General features: G+C 73.8%; 9 protein-coding genes and 1 riboswitch. Of the genes, 5 read left to right on the top strand and 4 right to left on the bottom strand.

The window, feature by feature from the left end; translation table 11 throughout:
• The first annotated feature begins 49 nt into the window (after window positions 1-49).
• Window positions 50-475 (top strand): hypothetical protein, encoded by a 426-nt coding sequence (locus J2X64_RS09135; protein WP_310152703.1) that lies wholly within the window; start codon window positions 50-52, stop codon window positions 473-475.
• An 18-nt stretch (window positions 476-493) separates the two neighbouring features.
• On the opposite strand, the gene J2X64_RS09130 is transcribed toward J2X64_RS09135, so the two are convergent.
• Window positions 494-2,050, bottom strand: a complete 1,557-nt coding sequence (locus tag J2X64_RS09130; protein WP_310152701.1) for an MFS transporter — start codon at window positions 2,048-2,050, stop codon at window positions 494-496.
• A gap of 91 nt (window positions 2,051-2,141) precedes the next feature.
• On the opposite strand from J2X64_RS09130, the gene J2X64_RS09125 reads away from it, so the two are divergent.
• Entirely contained in the window at window positions 2,142-3,110 is a 969-nt protein-coding gene (locus tag J2X64_RS09125) for a WYL domain-containing protein (RefSeq protein ID WP_310152700.1), read from the top strand.
• Between the two features lie 101 nt (window positions 3,111-3,211).
• Complete coding sequence (locus J2X64_RS09120; protein ID WP_310152697.1) at window positions 3,212-4,897, top strand: glycoside hydrolase family 13 protein; 1,686 nt, start codon at window positions 3,212-3,214, stop codon at window positions 4,895-4,897.
• Window positions 4,898-4,994: 97 nt separating this feature from the next.
• Here the strand turns inward: J2X64_RS09120 and J2X64_RS09115 are convergent, their stop codons facing one another.
• The 3 genes from J2X64_RS09115 to J2X64_RS09105 are packed head-to-tail and all read right to left on the bottom strand — an operon-like array spanning window position 4,995 to window position 8,137.
• Window positions 4,995-5,357, bottom strand: a complete 363-nt coding sequence (locus J2X64_RS09115; RefSeq protein WP_310152694.1) for a hypothetical protein — start codon at window positions 5,355-5,357, stop codon at window positions 4,995-4,997.
• 17 nt (window positions 5,358-5,374) lie between these two features.
• On the bottom strand, window positions 5,375-6,952 hold the full coding sequence (locus J2X64_RS09110) for a DUF4389 domain-containing protein (protein ID WP_310152691.1): 1,578 nt from the start codon (window positions 6,950-6,952) through the stop codon (window positions 5,375-5,377).
• A gap of 15 nt (window positions 6,953-6,967) precedes the next feature.
• On the bottom strand, window positions 6,968-8,137 hold the full coding sequence (locus J2X64_RS09105; protein ID WP_310152688.1) for a lysylphosphatidylglycerol synthase domain-containing protein: 1,170 nt from the start codon (window positions 8,135-8,137) through the stop codon (window positions 6,968-6,970).
• Between the two features lie 123 nt (window positions 8,138-8,260).
• Window positions 8,261-8,489: riboswitch (cobalamin riboswitch) on the top strand.
• A 147-nt stretch (window positions 8,490-8,636) separates the two neighbouring features.
• On the opposite strand from J2X64_RS09105, the gene J2X64_RS09100 reads away from it, so the two are divergent.
• Entirely contained in the window at window positions 8,637-11,132 is a 2,496-nt protein-coding gene (locus tag J2X64_RS09100) for a ribonucleoside-diphosphate reductase subunit alpha (protein WP_310152683.1), read from the top strand.
• A complete protein-coding gene (locus tag J2X64_RS09095; protein ID WP_310152680.1) occupies window positions 11,129-12,187 on the top strand; it encodes a ribonucleotide-diphosphate reductase subunit beta in 1,059 nt (352 codons plus the stop codon). Before J2X64_RS09100 ends, J2X64_RS09095 begins: the two co-directional genes overlap by 4 nt.
• Window positions 12,188-12,220 lie beyond the last annotated feature (33 nt).

Raw genomic sequence — 12,220 nt, 5'->3', positions numbered from 1 at the left:
GGCGTGCCGACGGCCCGACCGGGCCGGGGACGGCGACGAGGAGGCCGACATGAGTGTCATCCACGACCTGCGGGACCGCTCGCGCCCGAGGGACACCCGGCGGTTCCTCCTGCTCGTCGCCGCGGCCGCCCTGGTCCCGTGGGCGGCCTACCTGGGTGTCTCGCTGCCCACGCACTACACGGTGTCGACGTGGAGCCTCGCCTGGGTCGGGTTCGACGTCCTCGTCGCGGCCCTCCTCGCGACCACTGCGTGGCTGGGACTGCGGCGCCGGCCCGAGTTCGTCCTCGCCGCGGTGGCCGCCGCCGGGATGCTGGGCGCCGACGCATGGTTCGACGTGACCACCGCGAACGCGGGTGACCGCCTCGGCTCGGTGCTCAGCGCGGTCCTCGTCGAGCTGCCGCTGGCGGTGGCGCTGGTCGTGGCCGCCGCGCGCCGGGTGCGAGAGCTGGCTCGGCCAGCCACGCACCCGGCCTGACGCAGCCCCGGCGCCTCCTCAGTCGGCCTCCACCGCCTCCGCGGCGGGCTCGGCGACCAGCGGGTGGCGCGGGAGGGCCCGGGCGACGACCGCAGCCACCAGCATGAGCCCGACGAGCACCGCCAGCGACGCCTCGACCGCGGGCCGGAAGACCTCGACCGGCGAGGACGATGCGTGCGCCTGCGCCACGGAGAAGAAGAGCGACCCCACCGCCGCCACCCCGGTCGCGCCGGCGAGCTGGCCGGTGGTGCTGAACAGACCGGACGCCGAGCCGGCCTTGTCGACCGGCACGTCGGCCAGGGTGAACACGCCGATCGGAGACACCATGAGCCCGAACCCGGCACCCGCCACGACGAACCCGGGCAGGAAGGCCCACAGCGACGTCGAGGCGTCCGCCCCGTGCACGGCCACGCCGATGAGCACCGCGCCGGCGGCCCAGGTCAGCGCCCCGATCTGCAGCACCCGACGACCGATCCGCGGCGCGAGCACGGCCACCCCGACGCCGGCGAAGACCGTGGTCGTCAGTGCGAACGGCACCCCGGCGAGGCCGGCCCGCAGCACCGACCAGCCGAGGCCCGCCTGCAGGTAGACGGTCTGGCACAGGAAGTACGACGACATCGAGGCGAAGAGCAGGGCGTTCATCGTCGACCCGGCTGCGAACCCGCGGCCTCGGTACAGGCTCGTCGCCACCAGCGGCTCACGCCCTGCCCGCTCCGCGCGCCACTGGGCCCGGCCGAACAGGACGAGGACGGCGACGCCGGCCGCCATCGCGGCATACACCCAGGCGGGCCAGCCGAGCTCGCGCCCGAGCGTGAGCGGGTAGAGCACGCCGAGCAGGCCGAGCGCCAGCACCACGACCCCGTGCAGGTCGATCCGCGGGCGCCGCTCCGCGACCGACTCGGGCACCCGGCGCAGCGCGGCCACGACCGCGGCCAGCCCGAACGGCACGTTGACGAGGAAGATCGCGCGCCAGCCCAGGCCGGCCACGTCGGCCTGGGTGAGCACGGCGCCGATGACCGGCCCGAGCACCGCCGACAGGCCGGCGAGGCCGGTGAACATGCCCATCGCCTTCGCCCGCTCGTGCGGGCGGTACATCACCTGCAGGCTGGAGAGCACCTGCGGGATCATCGCCGCCGCGGCGACGCCCTGGACCGCGCGGAACGCCACCAGCGCCTCGGCGCTCGGCGCCAGGCCGCAGGCGGCCGAGGTGGCCGTGAAGCCGACGAGGCCGGCGACGAAGACGCGCTTGCGCCCGAGCAGGTCCCCGAGCCGCGAGCCGGTGATGAGGGCGAGGGCGAAGGCGAGCGGGTATGCCGCGACCATCCACTGCAGCTGCGTGTCGGTCGCGCGCAGACCCGTCTCGATGGTCGGCAGGGCGACGTTGACGATGGTCGTGTCGAGCAGCTCCATCGTCGAGGCGAGGAACAGGCTGAGCAGGGCGATGGTGCGGGCCCGGCCGACCGGCAGCGAGCCGCGGGTGACGGCCACCTCCGTCGGCTGGGGCTCCTGCGTCGAGGCGGGCGGGGCGGTCGTCAGGATGGGGGCCGGCAGGTCGGCGTCCACGGTGGTGCTCATCGGGGTCTCCTTCGTCGAGGTCTGCTTCCACCGACGACGCTAGGGAGCATTCCGGTCACTTCCTGACCGCATGGTGCGAGACTCTGGACCCATGGCCAACACGAGCTCGCGCACCCTCCGGCTGCTGTCGCTGCTGCAGACCCACCGGTTCTGGCCAGGCGGCGAGCTCGCCGGCCGGCTCGAGGTGTCCGAGCGGACCCTGCGACGCGACATCGAGCGGCTGCGCGAGCTCGGGTACCCGGTGGACTCGGTGCGCGGCGTCGAGGGCGGCTACCAGCTCGGCGCGGGTGCCTCGATGCCCCCGCTGACCGTCGAGGAGGACGAGGCGATCGCCATGGTGGTCGCGCTCAACGGGGCCGCGCAGCTCACCAGCGGGACCCTGTCGGAGGCGTCGGTCAGCGCGCTGTCCAAGGTGGTCCAGGTGCTGCCGCCCCGGCTGCGGCGCCGGGCGGAGGCGCTGCGCGCGGTGACGGACGACTCGCCGTTCTCGCAGGCACCGACGGTGCGCGCCGACGTGCTCGCGGTCGTGGCCCAGGCGACCCGCGACACCGAGCGCATCCGGTTCACCTACCGGGCGCGCGGTGGCCAGGCGGCGGGCGCGGACCTGCGGCGGCACGTCGAGCCGCACCGGCTCGTCACGGTCGGGCGCCGGTGGTACCTGCTCGGCTACGACCTCTACCGGCAGGACTGGCGCTCCTTCCGGATGGACCGGCTCAGCGAGCCGGAGGGCACCCGGGCGCGGTTCCGGCCGCGGGAGGTCCCGGGTGGCGACGCCGCGGCATACGTGCGCAAGGGCCTGTCCCGCAACGAGGTCCGCACGACCGTGCGGGTGCTGGTGCACGCCCCCGCGTCCGAGGTCGGCCCGCGGACCGGCCCGTGGGCCACGCTCACCCCGGTGGACGAGCGGTCGTGCCGCATCGAGATGGAGGCGCTCGAGCCGCGGTGGGCGCTGTTCGGCCTCGGGGTGGTCGGCGCGCCGTTCACGATCGAGGAGGCCACGCCGGAGGTGCGGGCCGAGCTCGCCGACTGGTCGGCCCGGTTCGCCGCAGCCGTGGGCTGAGGCCTGTCGGCCTCCGGCCGGGTCGCGGTCAGTGGGTGCACACGGACGACGGGGCGCACTAGGTTCGGATCGCCCCACCGGCGCGGCCCCAGGAGCGCAGCATGACCGACACCCTCCCCAGCCCGTCCACCGACGCGGCCACCACGGACTCGGCCGGCGCCTGGTGGCGCGACGCGGTGCTCTACCAGGTGTACCCGCGCAGCTTCGCCGACGGGAACGGCGACGGAGAGGGCGACCTGCCCGGGCTGCTCGAGCGCCTGCCCTACCTCGCTGACCTCGGGGTCGACGGCATCTGGATCTCGCCGTGGTTCCCCTCCCCCATGGCCGACGGCGGGTACGACGTCAGCGACTTCCTCGACATCCACCCGATGTTCGGGACGCTCGCCGACGCCGACGCCGTGATCGCCACAGCGCACGAGCTCGGCCTCAAGGTCATCATCGACGTCGTCCCCAACCACACCTCGGACCAGCACCCGTGGTTCCGGGCCGCACTGGCCGCGGGTCCGGGATCGCGCGAGCGGGCGCGCTACCTCTTCCGCGACGGCCGCGGGCCGGGCGGCGACGAGCCGCCCAACAACTGGATCAGCTGCTTCGGCGGCTCGGCCTGGGAGCGCGTCACCGAGGCCGACGGCCGTCCGGGCCAGTGGTTCATGCACATGTTCGCGCTCGAGCAGCCGGACCTCGACTGGACCAACCCCGACGTGCTCGCCGACTTCGACGACGTGCTGCGGTTCTGGCTCGACCGCGGGGTGGACGGCCTGCGGATCGACGCGGCCCCGGCGATGGGCAAGGCGGCCGGGCTGCCCGACGCCGACTACGGCGACGTCGCCGAGTTCCGCACGCTGGAGTGGACCGACAACCCGCACTGGGACGTCGACACCGTGCACGAGGTGTTCCGCCGGTGGCGCCGGATCGCCGACACCTACGGGGGCGACCGCGTGTTCGTCGCCGAGGCCGTCGTCAACGGGCCGGAGCGACTCGCCAAGTACCTGCGGCCGGACGAGATGCACTCGGCCTTCAACTTCCCGTACATGAAGTCGGCCTGGGACGCCGGCGCGCTGCGGTCGGTGATCGACGCGACGCTCGCGTCGTACGAGCCGATCGGCGTCCCGTCGACCTGGGTGCTGAGCAGCCACGACGAGACGCGCCTCGTGACCCGGTACGGCCGGCGCACGACGAGCTCGGTCTTCATCACCGACGGCGCCGGCGAGGAGTCCGACCTCGAGCTCGGCACCCGCCGGGCCCGGGCCGCGGCGATGCTCATGCTGGCGTTGCCGGGCGGCGCCTACGTCTACCAGGGCGAGGAGCTGGGCCTGCCGAACGTCGACGACCTGCCCGACGAGGTGCTCCAGGACCCGATGTTCGCCCGCAGCGGTGGCACGATGCGCGGTCGCGACGGCTGCCGCGTCCCCATGCCCTGGGCCGGCGAGCACCCGCCGTATGCGTTCAGCCCCTCGGGCGCGTCGACCTGGCTGCCGCAGCCCGAGGGCTGGGACCGGTACACGGTGGAGCGCGAACGCGAGGACCCCGGCTCCATGCTGTCCCTCTACCGCGACGCCCTGCACCTGCGGCGCGACCTGCCGGGTCTGGGCACGCAGAGCCTGCGGTGGCGCGAGTCGGCCGACGGGGTGCTCGACTTCGAGCGCGGGTCGGTCCTGCGCTGCGTCGTCAACATCTCGGCCGCCCCGGTCGCGCTGCCGGGGGACGCCCAGGTGCTCCTCGCCAGCGCCCCGGTCGTCGACGGGATGCTCCCCGTCGACGCCGCTGCCTGGCTCCGCCCGGCCTGACCCGCCGCCACCGTCCCGACTTCTTGCCCGGCGACGACCGTTTCGGCGCCGGGCCCGGCCCCGGACGGTGCCGACCGGGCAAGAAGTCGAGGTGGCGTCAGCGGGTCGGGCGCCGATCCGGACCCCGCCGCCGGGGGGCGGCCCGCGTGGCCGCGGCACCGGATCGCGCGCTACCGCCGAAGAAGATGGACACGCCCAGCATGAAGCCGAAGTCGTACCAGGCTCCGGAGTTGCGCACGGCGTAGATGCCGACGTCGTCGCGGAACAGCGACACCAGGAACGTGATCGGGCTGATCAGGCCCTGCCACAGGCCGAGCCAGAAGCCGGGCACGCCCGGCGCCGAGGACACCGACGGGTTGGCGTCGGCCGCGCAGGCACCGAGCAGCAGCAGGACGGCGGCACCGACCACGACCGCCGCCAGCGCCCACCGGCCGCCCGTCCCCGAGCGGCGCTGCCCCACCGGACGAACCGGCCCGCTCACAGCGTGCCCGCCCGGGCGGGCGGTGCGGCGTGCCGGACCGAGGCGCGCTGGACCATGACCACCACGAGGACCGCACCGGCGACGAGCAGGAGCACGCCGAGGACGAGGAGCACCGCACCGGCGGTGCCCAGCCACGGGAGCTCGGCGCCCGCCACCACGGCCGTGGAGACCCCGGCGGTGGCGTCGGAGTTCATGACGACGACGGACCAGTCGCCGCTGGTGGGCCGCCACCGCAGGTCGACCGTGCCGGCGCCCTGCGCCCGGGCGACCCAGAACCCTGCCGCGCCCGGTGCGGTCGCCGGCGCGACCCCGGCCAGGTCCCGGTCACCGGAGGCCCGGGTGTCCACCTGGGTGCGCGCCACCCCGGCCAGGTAGCGGTCGACGTCGGCCGTCGGGCCGATGCCGACGAACAGGGACTGGCCCGCGGACTGCGGCGTCACGCGGATGCGGACGTCACCGATCACGCGCGCGGCCCAGTCGGTGCCACCGGACCGGCTGTCCACGACCGCCGACGGCGTGACGACGGCATACCCGGCCGAGCGGACGGTCCGGTCGACCACGGTGACCAGCCCGTCGTGGCGCGCTGCGTTGTCGGCCACCACGAGGGCGAGGCCACCGGTCAGCAGCCCCAGCGAGACCAGGACGGCGACGGAGCCGGCCACGACCCCCACGACCCGCCTGGCGACCCACCCCGTGCGCGGCGCGGCAGCCGAGCCGCCCGCTCCGGACGGTGGTCCCGCGGGCGGCGGCGGGTACGGGCCACCCGGGCCTCCACCCGCCCCTGTCGGCTGCACCGCGCCGGTCGAGGACGTGGTGGCGGGCCCGGTCGGGGAACCAGCCGGGGGCGCCGGGGCGGCGGGCGCGAAGGCCATGCCGGACGGCTCGTGCGGGCCCTGGTCGAGGCGGAACGGCGGGTAGACGTCGGTCATGAGACCGACGTAGGCGGCGACCCGGATCACCCACCGGTTGAGCCCGAGCACGAGGTCGTACAGAGCCTGCGGGTACCGCCCGGTCGCGGCGAGGAGCACCCCGGCCACGAGCACGAGGATGCCGATGAGCCCGGTCTGCGGGCCCACGGTGCGCCAGCGGTCGACGTCCCTGATGGCATACGTGCTCGACCCGACGAGCAGCCCGACGACGACGTAGTGCGGCAGGGCGAGCAGCCACCACTTGACCAGCACGAGGCCGCGGGACAGGTGCTCGGGGTAGTCGACCTCGAGGTGGGCGGGGTAGTCGGGCACCTCGTCTAGGGTGAAGGGCGGGTACCGGTCGGTGCCGAGGGCGCCGTAGGACCAGTACGACACCCGCCAGCTCCACCGCAGGACGCCGGCGTTGAAGTCGAACAGCGCGCGGGGGTAGCGCCCGGTCACCAGGATGGCGAAGAACGCCACCACGCTCAGGACGGCGAAGGCCACCCAGAGGAACGCGAGCACGACCACGTGGGGGACGGCCAGCAGCCACTTCACCAGCCACAGCCAGCGGGAGGCGTGTGGCGTCGTGTCGGCGTCCAGCTGGACGGGGTAGGCGTGCGGACGGGGTTGGGGTGCGACCGGTGCGGCCTGGACGGCAGCCATGATGGACCTCCTGTGTCACCTCGACCGTCGCGCCGTCACGGCGGGCGTCCTAGGGTCCTTGGGCCCGGGGTCGGCGGCCGGCTCCGCCGGACCTCGTCCCGCCGGACCGCGTCCCGCCGCACGGTCCCGCGCGCGGTCCCGCAGCCGGCGCAGCAGCCACCAGCCCAGCAGCGCCCCGCCGAACGGCACCTCCATCCCGATCACGAACAGCCGGTAGAGCAGGACGGCCGCCGCGGCGGGGGCGGGCGCCGTGCCGAGGGCCACCAGCAGCCCGGTCATGCCCAGCTCGACGATCCCCGTCGCGGCCGGGGAGATGACGGCCAGGGACAGGAGCCGCTCGACCGCGAAGGCCCCCGCCACCACCACGAGGGGAGGTCGAGCGCCCAGCAGGTCCAGGCAGAGCCAGAGGAGCACCGCCTGCATCACGGCATACGCGAGCTTGCCCACGGTCAGCCGCACCCACACGACCCGCACGAGGTCGGCGACCGACGCGACGGCGGCGACGACCCGGTCGGAGTAGGAGGTGCCGGGGGCCGGCGGACGGCGCAGGAGGGTCGCGACGGGGTCGACCACCCGGCCGAGCCACGCGACGCGGCGAGGCTCCCGCAGCACCAGGACGGTGACCACGAGCAGCACGAGCAGGGTGGCGCAGGCGCCCAGGCCCGCGGTGGTCAGGGCCTCGGAGTGCGTCCCCGCGGCGAGGAACCAGCCGAGCGCCACGGCCGGGACCGCCAGCCGGCCCAGCACGTCCCAGATGTTCGTGACCAGGGCCCAGCGCAGGAACGCCGGCGTGCCGAAGCCCCAGGCGCGCACCGCCCAGTAGTTGACGGCCGACCCCGCGGCGCCACCGAGCGGCAGCAGGTTCGACACGGCGCTGCCGGTGATGTTGAGGAAGAACGCGCGACGGTGGCTCAGCCCGGGCAGGGCGGCGGACAGTGCCACCGTCTGCACGGCGAGGCCGGCAAGCCAGACCGCGGCCAGCAGCCCTACCTCCGCCGCCGTGAGCTGCGCGAGCACCGCACCGACCTGGCCCCAGCCGACGCCCGCGACGCGCGGCAGGCCGAAGGCCAGCAGGGCGACCGCCAGCGCCGCGGCGGCGACGGCCTCCCCCTCCCGCAGCCATCGCGCGCCACGCGAGGCGGGCAGCGGCGACCGCGCCCGCCGGACGGGTCCGGTCGCGGACATGGCCCCATGGTGGGCGCGACGCGAGGGCACGGACAGGGACCTTCGGCCCCGCCGCGGCCCACCGCGACACGCCGGGACACGCGCACACAACATGTGGTGGCGGGGTTCCGCGGCCACCACCCCATATGGTGGGCCGCAGCTGGTCCGGGGCCGAGATCCATCGGCTCCGGGGCAAGAGGGAACCCGGTGCGACTCCGGGACTGCCCCGCAGCGGTGACCGGGAACGACCGCCGTCAACCAAGCACTGCGCCCCCGGGCGTGGGAAGCGACGGCCAGTAGGAACCGTGGTCGGCACCTGCCGTCCACGGCACGCCCGGGAGTCCGAAGACCTGCCAGCGGCCACGCGCACCCGCGCGTGGTGGAGTCGTGGCCTCGAGGGCGGGTCCAGCGACAGCGGTGCGACGTGTGCGGCAGCGGTATGCCGTGGGCGCGCCCCTGTGTCGTCGTCCCCTCCCCGCGCGGCCCGGCTCCTCCGGAACCGCTCGCGAGGAGAGAGCAGATGACCCAGGTCGAGGACCGGGCGCCCGACGCCCCGGAGACCACCACAGGAACCACCACCGGCACCGCCGCGGCGCAGGATGCGCCCGGCACCACACCGCGCCGCAGCACCATGCAGGTGCGCAAGCGCAACGGCGACGCCGAACCCGTCGACGTCATGAAGATCGTCCGCGCCGTCGAGCGCTGGTGCGACGACCTCCCCGAGGTCGACCCCATGACGGTCGCCACCCGCACGATCAGCGGGCTCTACGACGGTGCGACGACGGCCGAGCTGGACCGCCTGTCGATCCAGACGGCGGCCGAGATGACGGCCAGCGAGCCGGAGTACTCCCGGCTCGCGGCCCGGCTGCTGTCGAACTACATCGACAAGGAGGTGCGCGGCGCGCAGGTGGCGTCGTTCAGCCAGGCCGTGCGGCTCGGGCACCTCGAGGGGCTGATCGGGGACGAGACGGCCGCCTTCGTCGAGGCGAACGCGCGCAAGCTCGACCACGCCGTCGACCCGTCCGCCGACCGGCGGTTCGAGTACTTCGGCCTGCGGACCGTGTACGACCGCTACCTGCTGCGCCACCCGCAGACCCGCGACGTCATCGAGACCCCGCAGTACTGGCTGATGCGGGTCGCCTGCGGCCTCGCGCACACCCCGCAGGAGGCGATCGACTTCTACCGGCTGATGTCGAGCCTGGCCTACCTGCCGAGCTCGCCGACCCTGTTCAACTCCGGCACCCGGCACACGCAGATGTCCTCCTGCTACCTCGTCGACAGCCCGCGCGACGAGCTCGACTCGATCTACGACCGCTACGCGCAGGTCGCCAGGCTGTCGAAGTTCGCCGGCGGCATCGGGATCTCCTGGTCGCGGGTCCGCGGCCGCGGTGCTCTGATCCGCGGCACGAACGGCCACTCCAACGGCATCGTCCCGTGGCTGCGCACGCTCGACTCCTCGGTGGCCGCGGTCAACCAGGGTGGCCGCCGCAAGGGCGCCGCCTGCGTCTACCTCGAGCCGTGGCACCCCGACGTCGAGGAGTTCCTCGAGCTGCGCGACAACACCGGCGAGGACGCCCGCCGCACGCACAACCTCAACCTCGCCAACTGGGTCCCCGACGAGTTCATGCGCCGGGTCGAGGCCGACGAGCAGTGGTCGCTCATCGACCCCAGCGAGGTGCCCGAGCTGCCCGACCTGTGGGGGCCGGCCTTCGAGCAGGCGTATGCCGCGGCGGAGCGAGAGGGGCGCGTCGTGCGCACCGTGAGCGCGCGCGAGCTCTACGGGAAGATGATGCGCACCCTGGCCCAGACCGGGAACGGCTGGATGACGTTCAAGGACGCCAGCAACCGCACCTGCAACCAGACCTCGGACGAGCAGGGCCCGGGCGCTCCCGTCGTGCACCTGTCGAACCTGTGCACCGAGATCATCGAGGTCAGCAGCGACGGCGAGACCGCGGTCTGCAACCTCGGCTCGGTCAACCTGGCCCGGCACCTCACCCCCGGGCGTGACGGGATCGACTGGGGCGCACTGCGGTCCACCGTCCGCACCGCGGTGACCTACCTCGACCGGGTCATCGACGTGAACTACTACCCGAGCACCGAGTCGGCCGCCTCGAACCCGCGCTGGCGCCCGGTCGGCCTCGGGATGATGGGCCTGCAGGACGTCTTCTTCGCCCTGCGGCTGCCCTTCGACTCGGGCGAGGCGCGCGAGCTGTCGACCCGCATCGCCGAGGAGGTCTACCTCTCGGCCCTGGAGCGCTCCGCCGAGCTCGCGGCCGAGCACGGCGCGCACCCGGCATACGGGCAGACGCGGGCGGCCCGCGGCGACCTCCAGCCCGACCTCTGGGGGGTGACCCCGACCCAGACCGAGAGGTGGGGCGCGCTGCGCGCGGCCGTCGCCGACCACGGGCTGCGCAACAGCCTCCTCGTCGCGGTCGCGCCCACGGCGACGATCGCGTCGATCGCCGGCTGCTACGAGTGCATCGAGCCGCAGGTGTCGAACCTGTTCAAGCGCGAGACGCTCTCGGGCGAGTTCCTCCAGGTCAACACCGCCCTCGTCCGCGAGCTCAAGGACCGCGGGCTGTGGACGCCCGAGGTGCGCGAGGCCGTCAAGCGCAGCGAGGGCTCGGTGCAGGGGGTCCTCGACCTGCCCGAGGACGTGCGGCTGCTGTTCCGGACCGCGTGGGAGCTGCCGCAGCGGGCGCTCATCGACCTCGCGGCCGCGCGCCAGCCGTACATCGACCAGAGCCAGTCGCTCAACCTGTTCCTGGCGGCGCCGACCATCGGGAAGCTCAGCTCGATGTACCTCTACGCGTGGAAGGCCGGTCTGAAGACGACGTACTACCTGCGCTCGCGACCGGCGACGCGCATCCAGCAGGCGACGGTCTCCGTCGCCGCGAAGGCACCCACCGCGGGTGGCGCGCCGCCTGCCGCGGCGCCGCTTCCCATCACCCCGACCGACGGGGAGGCCATCGCGTGCTCCCTCGAGAACCCCGAGAGCTGCGAGGCCTGCCAGTGACCACCGACCAGACCACCACCACCGCCGCCACCACCGGCAGCGACCACACGACCCCCCGGATGCTGCTCGACCCGGGCATGAACCTCACCCTGCGGCCGATGCGGTACCCGCACTTCTACGAGCGGTACCGCGACGCCATCAAGAACACGTGGACGGTCGAGGAGGTCGACCTGCACTCCGACCTCAAGGACCTGAAGCGGCTCACCGACGCCGAGCGGCACCTGGTCTCGCGCCTCGTCGCCTTCTTCGCGACCGGCGACACGATCGTGGCCAACAACCTCGTGCTCAACCTCTACCAGCACGTCAACTCCCCCGAGGGCCGGCTGTACCTCAGCCGGCAGCTGTTCGAGGAGGCCGTGCACGTGCAGTTCTACCTGACGCTGCTCGACACCTACGTCCCCGACGAGAACGAGCGGGCCGAGGCCTTCGCGGCCGTCGACACCATCCCGTCGATCAAGCACAAGGCGGACTTCTGCTTCCGCTGGATCGACTCGGTGTTCGAGCTCGACCGGCTCGAGACCCGCGAGCACCGCAAGGCGTTCCTGCTCAACCTGATCTGCTTCGCCGCGTGCATCGAGGGCCTGTTCTTCTACGGCGCGTTCGCCTACGTGTACTTCCTGCGCTCGCGGGGACTGCTCAACGGCCTGGCGTCGGGGACCAACTGGGTGTTCCGCGACGAGTCGATGCACATGGCGTTCGCGTTCGACGTGGTCGAGACGGTCCGGGCCGAGGAGCCCGACCTGTTCGACGACGAGATGGCCGCGCAGGTGCGGGCGATGCTGCGTGAGGCGGTCGACGCCGAGGCCCAGTTCGCGCAGGACCTGCTGGGTGGTGGCGTGGCCGGCCTGTCGACGACGGACATGCGGCTCTACCTCGAGAACGTCGCCGACCGCCGGCTGCAGCAGCTCGGACTCGAGCCGGAGTACGGGTCGGCGAACCCGCTGGCGTTCATGGAGCTGCAGGACGTGCAGGAGCTGTCGAACTTCTTCGAGCGCAGGGTCTCGGCCTACCAGGTGGGCGTGACGGGGCAGGTCGGCTTCGACGACGACTTCTGACCGGCGCTGGTCGTGTGCCGGGTGGTCGTACCA

This window comes from Phycicoccus sp. 3266 (genome assembly GCF_031456495.1).
GTDB lineage: Bacteria > Actinomycetota > Actinomycetes > Actinomycetales > Dermatophilaceae > Pedococcus.
The sequence above is the reverse complement of the archived record's forward strand: the minus strand, read 5'-3'. Positions and strand labels throughout refer to the sequence as shown.

Bases quoted from the DNA above. Each gene is read 5' to 3' on its own strand.
- J2X64_RS09125 (WP_310152700.1), top strand. From the start codon at position 2,142: ATGGCCAACACGAGCTCGCGCACCCTCCGGCTGCTGTCGCTGCTGCAG.
- J2X64_RS09105 (WP_310152688.1), bottom strand. From the start codon at position 8,137: ATGTCCGCGACCGGACCCGTCCGGCGGGCGCGGTCGCCGCTGCCCGCC.
- J2X64_RS09110 (WP_310152691.1), bottom strand. From the start codon at position 6,952: ATGGCTGCCGTCCAGGCCGCACCGGTCGCACCCCAACCCCGTCCGCAC.
- J2X64_RS09100 (WP_310152683.1), top strand. From the start codon at position 8,637: ATGACCCAGGTCGAGGACCGGGCGCCCGACGCCCCGGAGACCACCACA.
- J2X64_RS09130 (WP_310152701.1), bottom strand. From the start codon at position 2,050: ATGAGCACCACCGTGGACGCCGACCTGCCGGCCCCCATCCTGACGACC.
- J2X64_RS09135 (WP_310152703.1), top strand. From the start codon at position 50: ATGAGTGTCATCCACGACCTGCGGGACCGCTCGCGCCCGAGGGACACC.
- J2X64_RS09120 (WP_310152697.1), top strand. From the start codon at position 3,212: ATGACCGACACCCTCCCCAGCCCGTCCACCGACGCGGCCACCACGGAC.